This is a genomic window from Solibacillus sp. iso_87 (assembly GCF_056173085.1).
In genome coordinates, this window is sequence record NZ_CM149656.1 from 3250840 (window position 1) to 3268849 (window position 18010).

15 protein-coding genes are annotated in these 18010 nt (G+C 41.6%); 2 read left to right on the plus strand and 13 right to left on the minus strand.

Annotated elements, in window-relative coordinates; all coding sequences use genetic code 11:
* Positions 1-78: 78 nt before the first annotated feature.
* The 9 genes from AC0VXV_RS16620 to AC0VXV_RS16660 all read right to left on the minus strand — a co-directional run bounded on the left by AC0VXV_RS16620 (position 79) and on the right by AC0VXV_RS16660 (position 12266).
* Complete coding sequence (locus AC0VXV_RS16620; protein ID WP_413079828.1) at positions 79-534, minus strand: nucleotide-binding protein; 456 nt, start codon at positions 532-534, stop codon at positions 79-81.
* Between the two features lie 166 nt (positions 535-700).
* Positions 701-913 (minus strand): hypothetical protein, encoded by a 213-nt coding sequence (locus AC0VXV_RS16625; protein ID WP_079524418.1) that lies wholly within the window; start codon positions 911-913, stop codon positions 701-703.
* A 19-nt stretch (positions 914-932) separates the two neighbouring features.
* The gene (locus tag AC0VXV_RS16630) at positions 933-2414 is read right to left on the minus strand and encodes an NCS1 family transporter (RefSeq protein ID WP_475529316.1); all 1482 of its coding nucleotides are present in this window, start codon (positions 2412-2414) and stop codon (positions 933-935) included.
* A 115-nt stretch (positions 2415-2529) separates the two neighbouring features.
* On the minus strand, positions 2530-3813 hold the full coding sequence (gene preA / locus AC0VXV_RS16635) for an NAD-dependent dihydropyrimidine dehydrogenase subunit PreA (protein WP_475529317.1): 1284 nt from the start codon (positions 3811-3813) through the stop codon (positions 2530-2532).
* A gap of 11 nt (positions 3814-3824) precedes the next feature.
* Positions 3825-5162 (minus strand): NAD(P)-dependent oxidoreductase, encoded by a 1338-nt coding sequence (locus AC0VXV_RS16640; protein ID WP_475529319.1) that lies wholly within the window; start codon positions 5160-5162, stop codon positions 3825-3827.
* A 238-nt stretch (positions 5163-5400) separates the two neighbouring features.
* A complete protein-coding gene (gene hydA, locus AC0VXV_RS16645; RefSeq protein ID WP_475529320.1) occupies positions 5401-6798 on the minus strand; it encodes a dihydropyrimidinase in 1398 nt (465 codons plus the stop codon).
* A 755-nt stretch (positions 6799-7553) separates the two neighbouring features.
* Positions 7554-9071: a CoA-acylating methylmalonate-semialdehyde dehydrogenase gene (locus tag AC0VXV_RS16650; RefSeq protein ID WP_475529322.1), complete on the minus strand. Its 1518-nt coding sequence runs from the start codon at positions 9069-9071 to the stop codon at positions 7554-7556.
* Positions 9072-9086: 15 nt separating this feature from the next.
* The gene (locus tag AC0VXV_RS16655; protein ID WP_475529323.1) at positions 9087-10442 is read right to left on the minus strand and encodes an aminotransferase; all 1356 of its coding nucleotides are present in this window, start codon (positions 10440-10442) and stop codon (positions 9087-9089) included.
* Positions 10443-10727: 285 nt separating this feature from the next.
* Positions 10728-12266, minus strand: a complete 1539-nt coding sequence (locus tag AC0VXV_RS16660) for a PucR family transcriptional regulator (protein ID WP_475529324.1) — start codon at positions 12264-12266, stop codon at positions 10728-10730.
* 124 nt (positions 12267-12390) lie between these two features.
* Here AC0VXV_RS16660 and AC0VXV_RS16665 point away from each other — a divergent pair, with 124 nt between their 5' ends.
* Together AC0VXV_RS16665 and AC0VXV_RS16670 are read left to right on the plus strand one after the other, a co-directional pair.
* Positions 12391-13638, plus strand: coding sequence for an allantoate amidohydrolase (locus AC0VXV_RS16665; protein WP_475529325.1), 1248 nt, complete (start codon positions 12391-12393; stop codon positions 13636-13638).
* A gap of 85 nt (positions 13639-13723) precedes the next feature.
* The gene (locus tag AC0VXV_RS16670; protein ID WP_475529326.1) at positions 13724-13987 is read left to right on the plus strand and encodes a Parvovirus coat protein VP1-like protein; all 264 of its coding nucleotides are present in this window, start codon (positions 13724-13726) and stop codon (positions 13985-13987) included.
* A 57-nt stretch (positions 13988-14044) separates the two neighbouring features.
* Here AC0VXV_RS16670 and AC0VXV_RS16675 read toward each other — a convergent pair whose 3' ends face one another.
* The 4 genes from AC0VXV_RS16675 to AC0VXV_RS16690 form a co-directional block, all read right to left on the minus strand.
* A complete protein-coding gene (locus AC0VXV_RS16675; protein WP_475529327.1) occupies positions 14045-14839 on the minus strand; it encodes a basic amino acid ABC transporter substrate-binding protein in 795 nt (264 codons plus the stop codon).
* A 346-nt stretch (positions 14840-15185) separates the two neighbouring features.
* On the minus strand, positions 15186-15908 hold the full coding sequence (locus tag AC0VXV_RS16680) for an amino acid ABC transporter ATP-binding protein (RefSeq protein ID WP_079524429.1): 723 nt from the start codon (positions 15906-15908) through the stop codon (positions 15186-15188).
* Complete coding sequence (locus tag AC0VXV_RS16685; RefSeq protein ID WP_079524430.1) at positions 15909-16610, minus strand: amino acid ABC transporter permease; 702 nt, start codon at positions 16608-16610, stop codon at positions 15909-15911.
* Between the two features lie 30 nt (positions 16611-16640).
* The gene (locus AC0VXV_RS16690; protein WP_475529328.1) at positions 16641-17420 is read right to left on the minus strand and encodes a basic amino acid ABC transporter substrate-binding protein; all 780 of its coding nucleotides are present in this window, start codon (positions 17418-17420) and stop codon (positions 16641-16643) included.
* Positions 17421-18010 lie beyond the last annotated feature (590 nt).

Here is an 18010-nt window from a genome sequence, read left to right on the forward strand (position 1 = left end):
TAGAAAGTTGGGCGTTCTATATTTGTACATCCCCCTTTTTTTACGATGCTAGCTTATCGCAAATTTCAACGATAAGCGTTAACCCATGCTATAACCACACTCCTCGCAAAACTTTTTCGGTTCATCGTAGACTTCATTACAGTTGGCGCAATTGTATATATAGGACGCCGTAATATCGTCAATCGTTTGCTTAGCTTTCAGGTCGGGCAATATTTCCTCCTCTTCGACACCCGCTAATTTACTCAGTTCATTTAATTCTTCAATATCTTTTTCTAGCTGCGCAATCGTGTTTTCTTTCGCCTCTATTTGCGCGAGCTGATAATTCACCATGCTGACTGAAAACAGGCTGTTGCGGTTCAAATTGACGATTTCCCCGATTTGCTGTTTCAGCACTCTGATTTCTTCTTCAATTCCGTTGATTTGTTTTCGCAGTTTGGACCGGTCGACCGCAAAAGACGTTTTACTGCTAAGCGTTGTCACCTTCTTGTTGACTTTCTTCCTCCATTTCTGAAATGTGCCTTTCCCTTCACCCATAAAAACCCTCCACTTCGATCAGAAATTTTTCTGGATTCAACTGGTGCATCCACTTGTTCTGTTTCAAAATATGTGTTTCCGTGTCGAAATATGCCTTTATTATAAATTTTCTCACGAAATAAAAAAGACGCATCCCGTTAGGAAATGCGCCTGCCGCTCTAAATTTTCAACTGCTTAATTGTTCCAATAATTTACTGGAGAAATATTTTCTTGTGTCTGCCATTTTAATATGCAGTAAACGCTCCTCATGAGTTGCTGGATTGATAAACGTAACGAAAGCTCCTTCCAGATTCTCATCGATCGTTTTAATAATATAGTTTTCAGCAAGCAGTTCATCAATTTGCTGAATTTCTTTTTCTACAAACTGAAATTCTGACATGATCGCACCTCGTTTACATTTAATCTGTGGAAGCTGTTTGTTGAACACCAATCGGTTCTGGAACAACGTCAATTTCCCAGCTGCGTCCTGCTGTAATACCTAAATACTCATCATCGCTCGGATTCGCGATTTCAGCTTGCGGATACTTCTTGAACCACCAGTATTTCGCCAGCACATAATAAATTGCTGCCCCTACAAAGAAGCCGACAAGTGAAGAGAATGATGGCCAAATATTTGCGATCAGACCGCCAAGCACCCAAGCAATAATACCCGCTACATTGACACCTTTCAAATAGCGATATTGCCCTTCCACCTCATAAAGGTCCTTTACATTTACTCGTCGCTTACGGAGCAAGTAATAGTCAGCGAATAAAATACCAACAATCGAAGAAAGGATACCCCCTACAACGAGCAGAACGCTATTTAAAATATCGAACAAACTCCAAGGCTGAACAATCGTCCCAACAATACCGGCAATGACTACACCTATCCAGAACGGCACTTTCGGTCCGCCGATATTCGAGAAAATCGTAGCGGCCGGAATAACGTTCGCGGAAGTATTTGTCGACCATTGTGCCAGTACGATCATCGATAACAGCATCACGAGGACAAAACCGCCTGCCGCTTGCTGAAGTGCGTTGATCGGATCACCTGATCCAGTCGCCATATAACATACCGCACCGATGACGATCATCAGTGTATTGAAAATCGGCTGAACAACTAGTGAGCCTAGTAACTGTGTTTTATTCCGTTTAAACCAGTTACGTTCATTTTTCGGTGCTTTGAAGTGACGGGAAAGCGTCGGCATATCCGCAGCCAATGTCGCCCAAAAGCCCATGATTGCAGTAGCGACTACCATGAATGCCGTAAACTGTTCAAAACCTGTTTGCGGTGCTTCCACCCATGACCATACCGCTTTGCCTTGCTCTTTCGCTTCGGCAGATAATTGCAAATACATCCAAATCGAAATAAAGATAATGACCGGTGCAGCGAAATCCGCGAAACGTTCAATTGATTTAATCCCTAGCGATACGTTGAACAACTGCAACGTCGCAAATACTAGGAAACAGATAAACCAGTTGTCAAAGCCGACCAGAATGTTCAGAATACCATTGACCGCCAATGCCCCGAAATACGTGTTAATCCCGAACCAGCACGATGCTGTAAATGCACGGGCAAATGACGGGAAGTGCGTTCCGATTGTTCCGAATGGAGCACGCATATAAACAGGAAACGATAACCCGTGTTCAACACCGATATCCCCGATGACGACCATGAAGATTCCGATTAGAATCGAGCCAACCAATGTCGCCAGGATTAGCATCGGCATACTAAGATTTACAATTCCACCTGCACCGATCGCGAATGCCGCGAGTACGATGGCCATCCCTACCCAGATGACGCCAAAGCCCATCATACTAATACTGCGGTTTTCATGTGTGACAGGAAGTAAATCTGGTGATTTTAAATAGTTACTCTTTGTGTCTTTTCTGTCTGACATCGCTACACCTCTCTTTATTCAATTTTTTGGTCTACAGAGGACGTGTGTCAGTCACCCGTTGACGCACGATGCGACGCTGTTAGCCTGACATCCATCCTTAAAAAATTTGTGCCAACTACCTTGCAACACTTGAACTGCTCGGAGCAAATCCTGCGATTAGTTTCTGTCTTTCATTCCACGTCATCGGCGGTTGTGTCGGAATAAGTTCCTTCATCGTAATCGCACCTTCTGCCGGACAGACGATCGAACATAAGTTACAGCCTACGCAGTCTTCCTCACGCACTTTCAGCATTGGACGGCCATCTTCTGTATACAGATCGATACATTGATGGGACGTATCTTCACAGGCAATATGGCATTTATTACAGTTGATGCAAACATCATTATTGATCTCTGCAACAACTTTATAATTTAAGTCTAAATCTCCCCAATCCGAATATTTCGGTACTGTTTTGCCAACTAAATCCATAACCGATTTCAAGCCTTTATCGTCTAAATAATTGCTTAAACCATCGATCATATCTTCAACAATGCTGAAACCATGGTGCATTGCCGCCGTACAAACTTGCACACTAGTCGACCCCATTAAGATGAACTCAGCAGCGTCCTGCCAGTTCGAAATACCGCCAATTCCGGAAATCGGTAAGTTGATATATGGACTTCTTGCACACTCGCCCACCATGTTCAGTGCAATTGGCTTCACGGCCGGTCCGCAATAACCTCCGTGTGCCCCTTTATTGCCAACATGAGGAATTGTGTTCCAAGAGTTCAGATCAACACCTGCCAAACTATTGATCGTATTGATCATACTAATTGCATCCGCTCCGCCGCGCACCGCTGCTTCCGCCGTTACAGTTATATCCGTAATATTCGGTGTCAGTTTGACGATGACCGGTACTTCAGCATATTCTTTCGCCCAATATGTCTGCTTTTCCACCAGGTCAGGCACTTGACCCGAAGCGGCTCCCATGCCACGTTCCGCCATACCATGTGGGCAGCCGAAGTTTAATTCAAAGCCATCTACCCCAACATCCTGGACTCTTTTTACGATTTCGTGCCATTTCTCAGCTTTCGGCTCCACCATTAACGATGCGATGATCGTATGGTCCGGGAAGCGTTTTTTCGTTTCATAAATTTCCTTTAAGTTCACTTCGAGCGGTCGGTCTGTGATGAGCTCAATATTGTTGAAGCCCGCCACCTTTTGACCGTTGAAACTAACAGCAGCAAAGCGTGAGGAAACGTTTAAAATAGGGTCCCCTAACGTTTTCCATACAGCGCCGCCCCAGCCCGCTTCAAATGCACGCTGCACTTGATAGCCAGAGTTTGTCGGTGGTGCCGATGCCAACCAAAAAGGATTAGGTGACTTAATCCCAGCAAAATCTATTCGTAAATCTGCCATTTCAATTCCCCCTATGCAATTTCTGAATTTGCGTTTAGTTCATAATGAATCGCGTAAGCCGAATCTTTGCCTTGCTGCGCCGCCGATACAACTGTCGCCTCACCGTACCCATTGCCGTAAATCGCATCACCGCAAGCGTAAATTTTCGAATTGGATGTTTTCAGGCTATTGTGATCCACATCAATCACACCGCGTGTATTTTCCAATCCTAAATGCTCAATCAGCTCATACTGCTTCGTTTGGCCGATCGCCCGAATCACCGCATCCGCCTCTATCACAAATTCAGAACCAGGAATCTCCGTTAACGTCCCTTTTCCACCTTCGATATCCGTCAGTTTCATTTTGATGCATTCCATTCCGATCACTTTACCGTTGTCGTCGCCAATGATACGCTTCGGCAATGTCAGCCATCTGAATTCAACACCGTCCTGCTTCGCAAAATCAAACTCAAAATCATATGCCGTCATTTCGTTTGAAGTACGACGGTAAACGATTTGCACCTGCTCAGCACCCAACCTTACAGAACATGTCGCTGCATCAATCGCTGTATTGCCGGCACCGATAACCAACACTTTTTTGCCTAGCACTCGATCAGTAAATGAAGATTTTGATTCCTTCACGAAATCAATCGCATCATACACACCGTCCAAGTTTTCGCCTTCAATGCCAAGCATCGGCACTTTTCCCATACCAACCGCTACAATGATACGGTCATAGTTTTCAAGCAGTTCATCAACTAGTACATCTTCGCCGATTTTCGTGCTCGTTCTAATTTCAACGCCTAGGTTTTGTACTTGCTGCACTTCCCACTCAACAACATCTTGCGGCAGACGGAATGAAACGATTCCGTAATAATTGAGGCCGCCCGCTTTTTCATCTGCTTCGAAAATCGTCACACCGTACCCTAGCAATGCCAGTTCACGTGCAGCAGATAACCCTGCCGGCCCGCTTCCGATAATCGCAATTTTCTTGCCGTTTATCGGTTTTGGTGTAAACAGGTTGACATTCGACTCACGCAGCCAATCCGTTGCATAGCGCTGAAGATGACCGATTTGAATCGGTTTTTCCTCACTGTTCAACACACAAGCCCCCTCACAAAGCTCGATTGTTGGACAAACGCGCGCACAGCTTGCGCCCACCGGATTTGATTCCATGATGACACGAGCAGAACCTTTCATATTATTCGAAGCAATTTTCTTTATAAAGCTTGGAATATTAATGCTCGTTGGACATGCCTTTACACAAGGTGGATCATAGCAATACAAACAACGATTCGCTTCGACAGTTGCCGCGTATGTTGTTAAACCATCAAATATCTCTTCAAAGTTTTTCGCTAAACTATTGCTCATTTCATAACAACCCTCTCCAGTTTGATTTGTTATTACTTTTAGCTGTTGATATCTTCATTCAGCCTTTCCAGATGGTCACCACCTGCTGAATGAAGATAAGCCCCGGTGGATGTCACAGATTTTTTAATGGAATTGATGTCAGCCTAAAAACTTCGTGTCGTGCGACAAAGGCTGACTTACTCAAGTCCTGCGGGTCCAAAAATCTGGACGCAATTACGCTAAATCGTAATTGACCTTGTTATGAAGTTACTTTAGTGGAACCTTTTACTTCACGACGGATATACTTGCCGCTTCCAAGCTGTCCGACGAATTTTTTATCTTGAATGACATATTCACCGCGCACTAGCACACTTGTCGGCTCACCCGTTACTTCAAGTCCTTCGAACGCGTTATAGTCCACATTCATATGATGTGTTTCCGCAGAGATCGTACGTTTTACTGTCGGGTCGAATAATACGATATCCGCATCCGAACCAACCGCGATTGTTCCTTTTTTAGGGAATAGCCCAAAAATCTTCGCAGACTGCGTTGAAATCATATCGACAAACTCGTTTTCCGTAATGCGTCCTTTCGCAACACCTTCTGAATACAGTACAGAGAAACGGTCTTCGATAAACGGTCCGCCATTCGGGATTTTCGAGAAGTCGTTTTTCCCTAATGTCTTCTTGCCGTTGAAGCTGAATGAACATTGGTCTGAACCAATCGTTTGCAGCTGCTTCGCCTTCAATGCATTCCACAATACTTCCTGATGCTCCACAGGACGTAACGGCGGAGACCATACATATTTCGCACCTTCAAAGTTCGGCTTTTCCAATGCTGTCTGGTCAAGCACTAAATACGGCGGACAAGTCTCACCTAACACGTTGTAGCCTTTATTACGTGCCGAAATGATTTCATCAACCGCTTCTTTACACGTTACATGCACGACATATAATTGCGCTCCAGCCAAGTTTGCCAGCTCAATCGCACGCTTCGTCGCTTCCCCTTCTACTTCAGGCGGACGAGTAAGCGCATGATAAATTGGCTCCGTCTGACCATTCGCTTTCGCTTCTTCTACTAATTCATCGATAACCGATCCGTTCTCACAGTGGACCATAACCGTTGCGCCAAGCTTCTTCCCGACTTTAAACGCCTGGAATAATGTACGATCCGTCGCCTGGAATTCCTTAGCATATGCAAGGAACACTTTGATCGAGCTGATTCCGCCTCGTTCCAACGCTTCCGGTAATTCCTGCAGGCGCTGCTCATTTAAATCACCGATCATTAAGTGGAAGCCATAGTCGATCACGGCTTTATCTTTTGCTTTGCCATGCCATGTATCAATCGCATCCATCAATGTTGGCGAGCCCGCACTAATACAGAAATCGATAATTGTCGTTGTTCCTCCGTAAGCCGCAGCAATTGTTCCTGATTGCCAGTCATCATCGGTTACCGTGTTGTTGAACGGCATATCGAGATGGGTATGAGGGTCAATACCACCCGGGAATAAAAGCTTTCCTGTTGCATCAATAATTTCCGCTTCTGCATGATCTATTTTTGCTGCAATTTGAGTGATGATCCCGTCCTCAATCAGCACATCCCCTTTAAACGTATCCGCAGCAGTAACAATTGTTCCCCCAGTAATAATCTTTTTCATATGAACCCTCCTAGTTTTCTAGTAATTTCTATTGAAAAAATGAAAAACCAAAGTGCATCTAGTACTACTAACTTTTGAGAATATTTACTAGTTTTTAAGCATATAATTTAATATATAGTATTATATGTAACAATTAGTAACATAATATCTAATTAACGAGAAAAATTTAAATAAATATTTCCCGTTAGTAAATCCTTTGTAAATGTTTCATATACATAACTTTACTGAATATTTTGACTAAAATTAATATACAAAAGGTAATTTTTTCCGTAAATATTTTAGACAAAATGTTAAAAGTTGTAATGAAATATGCTATTTTTATGTAAGTTTTTCTAACATAATGTATTGTTTTTGTCAGGTTTCTATTAAGAGTGAGGTTCTTTCTGAAGTTTTCTAATATATTGGAAGGATGTTCTAATATATTTTTATTTGTTCTAAAAAAAGTTGGATTTTCTAATATATCGTTCTATTGTTCTAATATGTATACGCAATGTTCTAATATCCGCAGGCAATGTTCTAATAAAACTATAAACCCGTATTCACCCGAGCCTAAATCTGCATCCACCACCCCCATTACTGCCCAATCTTCTAATAAACACCCCAACTGTTTTAATAACCGGTCCATATCTTCTAATATCAATTACAAATATTCTAATAAAATCACACTCCCGCTGCATCCGCCACGCCATTCTTCTAATAAAAACCCAAAAACAGCCTAACCCCACATCCGGAATCAGGCTGTTTCTGCATTTATTTTAGTTATTGCTAGGGAAAGCGAATGTCGATGCTGTTGTTTCTGTTGTATCTGGCCAGCGTTCCGATACCGTTTTCGTTTTCGTAAAGAATCGGGCCTGATCCGGACCAAACATATGCCCTTCACCAAAGCGCGAACCTTTAAAGCCGGCAAAGTTATGATAGCCGACTGGGATTGGAATCGGCACATTGACGCCGACCATTCCGACATCAATTTCCGTTGTAAACTTGCGCGCTGCCGCCCCATCGTTCGTGAAGATCGTGACCCCATTTGCCAGATCCTGACCGTTAATGAAATCAATTGCTTCTGCAAGCGAGTTTACGCGCACAACATTACGAGCCGGTCCGAAAACTTCCTCATCGAAAATCTCCATCTCCTTTGTAATATTGTCCAGCAATGTCGGACCTACGAAGAAGCCTTCCGAGTTTTTCGCGATATCCAGTTCACGACCGTCAACTACAACCGTCGCACCTTGACGTTCAGCTAGATCGATTGCTTTCAAAATATTCTCTTTTGATTCTTTTGAAATGACCGGACCAAAATCCGTGCCCTCTTCTTTATAGCTGCCCACTTTTAAGTTGCTGATTTTCTCTTTCAAAATCGCTACTAGTCGATCAGCCGTCTCTTCACCAACCGGCATAATTGTAGAAATCGCCATGCAGCGTTGGGAAGCCGCGCCATATGCAGCGCCGATAAACGCATTCGCCACTTGCTCTAAATCCGCGTCCGGCATAACGACCATATTGTTTTTACCGCCACCTAAAGCAGTTACACGCTTGCCGTATTTTGAACCCGTTTCATAAATATATTTCGCAACAGGTGTTGAGCCGACAAATGAAATTGCCTGAACAGTCGGGTTTTCCAGCAGCTCATTTACCGCATCTTTACTGCCGTTTACTACTGTCCAGATCCCGTCCGGCAATCCTGCTTTTTTCCATAACTCACTGACAAACAGCGAAGTCATCGGCACCTTTTCAGATGCTTTTAAAATAACCGCATTCCCGACAGCGACTGCCATCGATGTTTGCGCTAACGGCACCATGATCGGAAAGTTAAATGGCGAGATAGCTGCTACAACACCTAAAGGGTACTTCGCAGAGTAAGCATTAATTTGACCACCTACATTTACCGAATATTCCCCTTTCACTAAATGAGGGGCACCGATTGCCAAGTCAACCGATTCCAGTGCACGTGTCACTTCACCGCGCGCATCCTCCAATGTTTTCCCGCTCTCCGTACAAATAATATCCAACAGCTGATCCATATTTTCTGTCAGTAAAAATCGGAAACGCATCAACACTTCCGCACGCTTTGCAACAGATAAATCACGCCATGCCGGGAAAGCCGCTTTTGCTGCTGCAATGGCTTCACGTGTTTCTTCAGCTGTCGCAATCGGAACTTCGGCAATTACTTCGCCTGTCGTCGGGTTATAAACTTTCGAATAGTTGTTACTCTTCCCTTCGACCAATTCCCCATTGATAAAATGTGTTAATTTTTTTACCGAAACTGCTTCTGTCATTATGAAGATCCCCCTTTATTTAATACTGTTCACTGCTTCAATTAGGGTATTGGCAATCAGGTCCTTTTCCTCCAATGAAATTGAAAGCGGCGGTGACAGCGTTAATACATTATTGAAGTTCGCTACCGTTACACCGTTTTTCCCAATAATGACGCCCTTTTTCTTACAGTAGGCAATCACTGCATTTACGCGCTCAACATCAAGCGCTGTTTTCGTTTCCTTATTTTCAACAAGCTCAATACCGATCAATAATCCTTTTCCGCGAATATCGCCAACAAAAGGATGATCCTCTAAATTTTCTTGCAATGTGCGTTTGAGCGATTCTCCAAGTACAACGGATTGCTCGAATAAATTTTCGCGTTCCATAATCTCAATGTTTTTCAATGCAACTGCACATGCGACCGGTGAACCGCCAAATGTGTTAATATGACGGAAAAATTCATATTCCCCATTCGCGACAAACTGCTCGTAAATTTCACGGCGTATTGCAGTTGCTGATAATGGCATGTAAGCACTTGTTAAACCTTTAGCCATCGTCACAATATCCGGTTTAATGCCGTAATTCTGGAATCCGAACGCTGTACCTGTACGTCCGAAACCACAGATTACTTCGTCAACGATTAACAGCGCACCGTGTTTCTCGCACACTTCCTTTACGCCTTTCAAGTAATCTTCATTCGGCACAATAACACCGCCACCTGTAATGATCGGCTCCATAATAACCGCGGCGATTGTTTCAGACATTTCCCAAGTCATCACCTGGTCGATGTTTTTCACACTTGGCAATGTCGTAGCATCACCGTTGACCGCTTCTTCCGGATTCCGGTACTGGTCAGGTGGTGCTACATGTAAAAAGCCGGGTGCAAGCGGCTCGTATTTATATTTGCGCTGCGCTTGACCTGTCGCTGCCAATGCACCCATTGAACTCCCATGATATGCACGGTAGCGGGAAATGATTTTATAGCGGTTCGTATCACCTTTTTGCTGATGATATTGTCTTGCCACTTTAAACGCCACTTCATTTGCTTCCGACCCGCTGTTTGAATAGAAGACGACATATTCGTCACCAAGCAGCTCACTGATTTTCTGGCTCAGTAAAATCGCTGGTGTGTGCCCATTCGTTAGCGGTGTGTATGAATTTTTAAGCATTTGCTCGTAAGCTGTGTCGGCAATTTCCTTACGACCGTAACCAATATTTGTACACCAAAGCCCTGCCATTGCATCTAAATATTTATTGCCATCGATGTCTGTCAGCCAAGCCCCTTCCGCTCGTTCAACGATAAATGTTGCTTCCGGGTTATAAGGCTTCATCGAGTGCCATACATGTTTTTCGTCATTTGCTTTCCAGTTATACTCTACATATTGGCTCATGCATTTCCCTCCTACATTCCTAAACTCTATTTCTATTTTCGCTTATTGGAAGATTAAGGGCATTATACATAGTGTAAAATGGATGTTTGCCTCGATTTCACATTTAGCAAATGAGGATATCCTGATTAGCACGGGGAGTGATTTCCATTCCGGGTCGAACGCTTTCCGCGGGCGTGGCCTGAGCCTGTAGTCTCAGGCATCACGCTATTCCCGTTGGAGTCGCCTCCCCTTCATTACAATCAACACATTTGATATTTAATTGCACCTTCTTCAATCACGGACCTTTCAAACTTTCACGCCCTCATAATAATTATGCTTCGTCATGAGCAGCATGATTTCCAGGCAGAGGCGGTTTTCGTATTTCATAAAATCATTGCCGATGATCTGCTCCACCTTTTCCAGGCGGTGATAAAGGGTTTGACGTACGATGAATAGTTTTTCGGCGGTTTCCTTTTTTAGTCCGTTACACTGAAAATACACGTCGAGCGTTTGGATTAAATTCGCATTGTGTTTGCTGTCATACTGGCTAAGCTTTTCGATTTTTTCCTTAGCTGCCTGCATTAGACTGCTGTTGTTTTGCAGCACTTTCACCATATGGTACAGCACCAGTTCATCGTAAAAATACGAGAGCTCCATATGTTTCATCCGGATCTGCAACGTTTCCTGCGCTGTTTGATAGCTTTCTTTCAATTCATTGTAATGCGAAACATATTTCCCAACCGCAATAAGCATGTCCTGTTTATTTTGCTGGATCACTTCATTCATCACACGATTCATCCGCTCTTTATACGTAGCCCCCTGCGCCAAATCGTTCACGATAAAAATCAAATATTGGGACTGCTCGACAATAAATGTGTAAAACCCTTCTTTCTGCAGTGCCTGACGAAGATTTATTTTATAATTCGTTAAATCCTTTTTCGCATTTTTCCTTCTCAGCTGATGAATCATAACCATCCAGCCATTATGCTTCAACTTTTGATCGATCTCTTCGATAAAATAAAGCAATTCATCATCGCTATTTTCACCTTCAAGCCACTTCTCAAAAAATTTGCGGTTCTCGCTTTCCAATTTTTCTTCAATATATAAATCTCTTAAAATAAACTGCGACAGTGTGACGACAGTGCGGTCCAAAATGAGCAAATCCAACTCAGTCATTTCTCTTTTTTCGGAGTATATATAAACTGTGCCGTACAACTGATCAAATAAATTTACTTCAATCTTTGCTTTATGTTTACTACTTAAACGATCAATATAATTTTTGCAATTTTCAATCTTTTTATCTGGGATTGCCAGACTTGTTCCTTTTTTTACTTCAAAGTAAATATCCACATTCAAATACTTTTGCATATACTGCAAAATCTTTACTTTATCGTTCACCTTCAAAACATAGTTGTTGATCTTCTGGGAATAATCTTCGAGCTGCCTTAAAATGTCGTATTGCTGATGAATGATTGCTGTGTGCAAATCTTGCGTAATACCGACAAACGGGACAATCTCCTGAAAAACAATAAGTGGAAAATCCAGTTCATCTGACAAACATATCACACTTTCCGGAATCGTTTGAATGTACATCCCCAGTTCAATACAAAGCCCGGCTACATGTAAATCGCTAAGCTGCTTTACAAAATTCAAAAAACCTTGTTCATTATCCTTTAAAATGACCCCAGTTGTCAGAATGAGCTCATTTCCTCTTATTAGCTGCTTCACATCGGTTACTTCCAATATATGAATCCATTTGATCTTATTGTTTAAGCCGGTTTGACCTGCAACGACCTTCGCTGATTCAAAGTATTTTCGATTTAGAACTTCTTTTACGGTTAACATAAGCAGCCCCCTATCATTAACAATTCGTCCATACAATTATTGTAACATTTTACATTAAGTATATATTAATTTGTTATATGCTAGTGCTAATGTTTATATATTATTGAATTTAAGGGGGACATTTATGTTAAAAACAAATCGCGAACGACTTCAAAACACGATTGATTTATTCAGCCAATTTGGGGCTACAGAAAATAATGGTGTCACACGTTTAAGCCTATCTCCCGAAGATATTCTTGCGCGCAACAAGTTCAAGGAAATTTGCGAACAGCTTGGCATGATTGTAACGGTTGATGATATGGCCACTATGTATGCTACACTTCCTTCCAACTCCGATAATTTACCGATTGTCATCGGCTCACATTTGGATTCAGTCATTAAAGGCGGACGCTTTGATGGCGTGCTTGGTGTTTTAACTGCACTGGAAGCTGTCCAAACGATTATTGATGAAAAACTCGAACTGAATCACCCTATTACTATCGTAAACTTCACAAATGAAGAAGGTGCACGTTTTGAACCGTCATTAATGGCTTCAGGTGTTCTTTCTGGAAAATTCGAAAAGGAAAAGATGCTCGCTTCAACAGACCCTAAAGGCGTAACATTTGAACAAGCTCTGAAAGAAAGCGGTTATGAAGGCGATGTCGCAAACCGTCTGACAGAGGCTCATGCCTATTTGGAGCTTCATATTGAACAAGGTCCCGTGCTGGAACATTATAAAAAAGAGATTGGTGTCGTGGAAGGCGTTCTTGGCATGGTATGCTATGACATTACATTAACCGGCGAATCGAACCATGCGGGCACTACCCCTATTTCCATGCGTAAAGACAGCATGTTTGCCGCGATGCAAATCATTTCAATTCTGCAAAATAAATTAAAACAGCTTCCTGAAGATCTTGTTTATACGATCGGGCGCATCAATGCCTACCCGAATATTCATACGGTCATCCCGAGTAACGTAACATTTTCGTTGGAATCCCGCCATCAAGACCCAGCAGTCATTCAGCAAGTGGAGCAAATTATTTTTGACTTGCCAAAAGAAATCGAAAATTGCGAGTTGAGCTACCAAAAACTATGGAGCCGGGATACGGTGTATTTCGCACCGGAAGTTGTCCATGCTGTAGCAGCAAGTACGGATGAACTCGGGCTTTCACGCCATCATATGTTCAGCGGTGCCGGTCATGATGCTCAATTTATCGCCGGCTACATTCCTTCTACGATGATTTTCGTTCCAAGTGCGAAAGGCTATAGTCACCGCGAAGATGAATATACAACTTACGAAGAATGTTCAAAAGGTGCAGATGTCCTTCTTAATGCAGTATTGAAAGTAGCTGAATCTTCGGTTTCACCCGTAAAGTCTGCTAGTGTAAAGTAAAGGTTTTTATGATGGTATCAATAGAATTGCCCTCCTCTTTTTATTAGGTGAACATACTATATGGTACCTACTATAAGGAGGTGGGATGATGAGACGTCCTGCAATGGGTTTCTGCTTCCCTGGTTACCGATACTGCGGACCGGGCTGCAGCGGACCTGGTGCACCAACGAATGCAGTAGATAATTGCTGCCTGAACCATGATGCTTGTTATGCATACGGATACGATAAAAGATATTGTGATGAAATCTTTCAGCAATGTTTAAATCAATACAAAAACCCCTCAACAAAAATGGGGAGGGACGCAAATTTATTTTCCAGAGCGATTCGCTTAAAGAACTTCTTAATATAAACTAAAACACAGGCATGAATTCCTTTACCATAAAGGGTTTATGCCTGTGTTTTCTTATTAATCGATCTTCTGACCTGTAATTTCTTCTAATTTACCGTTTTCTTTAATTTTTGCTAAGCCTTCATTTAAACGGTTCAATAATTCTGTGTTACCCTTTTTCACCATGAAGCCGTAATACTCTTTTTCGAACTCATCAGATTCAATTGCTTTTAGCCCTGAATCTGGATTATTCTTTAAGTACTCGATTACAACGGCATTATCGCCAAACGCTGCGACTGTTGCACCATTGATTACTTCCTGGAATGCAACTGGCTGGTTTTCATACGCTAAAATTTTTGAACTTGATTTCCCTTGCAGATTTTGTGCTGCAATATGGCCTGTCGTATTAATTTGAACAGAGATTTTTTGATCTTTTAACTCATCCAATGTTTCGATTGTTGAATCTTCTTTCACAACGATCATTAATGACGCTTCATAATATGGATCTGTGAAGTCATACGTTTCTTTACGCTCATCTGTAATTGTAATGCCTGATGCACCTAAATCCAGTTCACCATTTGTAATTTGCTGGAATACCGGCTCCCAACCTACATTTCGGAATTCGATTTCCGAACCGATTTCTTCACCGATTGCTTTCATAATATCAACATCGATACCTACAATCTCACCTTTGTCATTCATCGATTCAAATGGGGCAAATGTTGCTTCTGTTCCGACTAACAGCTTTTTATCGCCACCTTCTCCGGATGTTGCGCTTCCTGATGTTTCATCGTCTGCTGTACCGCATGCGGCTAAAATGATTGTTAATGCCATTAGCAGCATCGTTATTAAAAACTTCTTTGTTCTGAACATTATAAAACCCCCTCTATTTTTGTTAAGATTATACATTTTTTAGTAAAACCACACAATATGCAATTCTAAATATTCTGATAGTTTAGGTTATAAAGATCCCTAAACAATTTATGCTACTAAAATCTCCACTACTCATATAGTGTTGATTTCCATTTCGGGTCGGACGCTTTCCGCGGGCACGGCTCGAGCCTGTAGTCTCTCGCTCGTGCTGTTCCCGCAGGAGTCGCCTCCCCTACATTCCAATCAACGCGTTTTAAATATATGTGCATTCTTCTCAATTTAGTAAAACGCAATATAAAAAACTACCTTCTACTACGCATCATAATAGAAGATAGTTTCCATTCTCTTATAGAACTTTTCCTAAAAAGGCTTTTGTACGTTCGTTTTGCGGGTTGCCGAATACTTCATCCGGGTGGCCTTGCTCTACGATGTAGCCACCATCCATAAACAGTACACGGTCGCCTACTTCACGCGCGAAGCCCATTTCATGTGTGACGACAACCATTGTCATACCTTCTTTTGCAAGGTTTTTCATTACTTCCAAAACCTCTTTAACCATTTCCGGGTCAAGGGCTGACGTTGGTTCGTCAAACAACATTACTTTCGGCTTCATTGCCAACGCGCGGGCAATCGCTACACGTTGCTGCTGACCGCCTGATAACTGCTGCGGATAGTTATATGCCTTTTCACGCAAACCGACCTTATCCAATAGCTCCAGTGCCAGTTTCTCGGCATCGGCTTTGTTCAGTTGGCGAATTTGCATTGGAGCCATCGTAATATTATCGATGACAGACATATGCGGGAATAAGTTGAACTGCTGGAACACCATTCCTACTTCCGTACGGATTTCGTTAATATTTGTTTTCGGATCATTAATTTTAGTACCTTCAATATAGATCGCACCATCCGTTACTTCTTCAAGCAAATTCATGCAGCGAAGAAAAGTTGATTTCCCAGAACCGGATGGCCCGATGACACAAACTACCTCTTTTTCATGTACTTCATAATCGATCCCTTTTAACACTTCGAGCTTGCCAAAATGCTTGTGTAAGTTTTCTACTTTAATCATTTACGCGCGCTCCTTTTTCTTACGTGGGTTGTAATTAATATCAACTCGTTTTTCGATAAATGCAATGAGCTTTGTTACAGCATACGTCAATACAAGGTATAGGAACGCCGCGAATAAATACGGCTCCCAGAAACGCTGATACGTTCCGGCTACTACTTTACTTACGTATAAAATTTCGGCTCCGGCGATTACCGTTACAAGTGAAGAATCTTTTAATAATGCGATAAATTCATTCCCTAAAGGTGGGATCATACGACGAAACGCCTGCGGTAAAATAACTTTGCGCATTGCCTGGCTATGCGTTAGCCCTAATGACCTTGCAGCTTCCATTTGCCCTTTGTCGATCGACTGGATCCCTGCACGGAAAATTTCCGCATTGTATGCGGCACTGTTTAAAATCAGGCCGACAATACCCGATACCCACCAACCTTGTGATGTTCCAAAAATAGTTGGAATAACAGCTAAGTGAATTAATAATAATTGTACGAGCATTGGCGTACCACGGAATACGTCGACATATATTTTAGCCGGCCAGTAAATCCATTTTTTTGTTGAAACTTGGCCTAATCCTAAAACTAGACCGAATATGATACCACCAATATAACCACATGCTGTTAAAACAATAGTCGCCCAAAGTCCTTTTGCATATAGTTCACGGTAGTTCCAGATTATATCCCAACGGAAAAAATCTAAAAAATCCATCTGAAACCCTCCAATAAATTAAAATGTAGCTTATTCGATTTCCGTACCTGTAATTTCAGCTAACTTGCCGTTATCTTTAATTTTTTGAAGACCTTCATTTAAAATATCCAATAGCTCTTTGTTGCCCTTTTTCACCATAAAGCCGAAGTAGTCTTTCTCAAATGAAGTATCTTCTACCGCTTTTAAGCCTGAATCAGGATTGTTTTCAAGGTAATCTAAAATTACTGCATTATCACCGATAGCGGCATCTGCTGCACCTGTCAGTACTTCTGTTAAAGCAACAGAGAAGTTTTCATATGCCAAAATTTTCGAGCTTGCAACACCTTGAAGTTCCTGTGCTGCGATATGACCTGTCGTATTAATTTGCACCGCGATTTTTTTGTCTTTAATATCTTCTAACGATGCAACTGTTGAACCTTCTTTTGTCACGATCAATAAAGTCGCTTCATAATAAGGGTCTGTAAAATCATATGATTCTTTACGCTCATCTGTAATTGTAATAGCCGCTGCACCCATATCCACTTCACCAGTTGTTACTTGGCTCATCATTGAGTCCCAGCCTACATTCTTCACTTCTGTTTCAATGCCCATCTCTTCGCCGATCGCTGCTAAAATCTCTGAATCTAATCCGACGACATTACCTTTATCATCTAAGTATTCAAATGGTGCATATGTAGCTTCTGTACCTGCAACAATTTTCTTATATTCTTTATCACCTGTTGATGAAGTTTCGTCCGCTCCACACGCTGTTAAAATCATTGAAGCTGCCGCTAAAGGTGCTGCCCATTTAAATAGTTTTCTAGTACTCATTATGAATATCCTCCTGGATGTAGTAGTTTTTTTGTTAATAACATGTTCAATTATATTAATTCCACAATTAATATACAACATTTAATTTTTAAAAAATTGATTATTATTGCAGTATGATGAATTAATATAACAAAATTGACGGTATATTTGCATATAATTTAATATTTATTCACTCGATTGCTATTTCATTATTGTATCCCCTCTTAAAAAGACTCACGTTTCATTACATATATTCCCTGTTTTTTATAATATATGTTAATCAGTTGGGTAATTTTTAACTGAATTAAAAAAACTGCACAAGAGGAAATTCCTCTCATGCAGTCTTGAAATTATTATTTAATTAGAGAACGAATGAAGGATAAAAAGAACCGGTACAGTGATTCTTTTTATCCTACTAAAACTTCATTCTCTATTGCAAAAAAACCTCAGATGATTTTTGCAATTGATATTGAAACGTATATTAAAACAGTAAAATGGTGCCCCTAAAGGACATGATAGTATGGTCTATCTAACTAGTTTTATAAAACACAACATTTAATAATGTACTAATTTTCTACATATATTTCAAGTAGGAAATGTACTTTTTTATA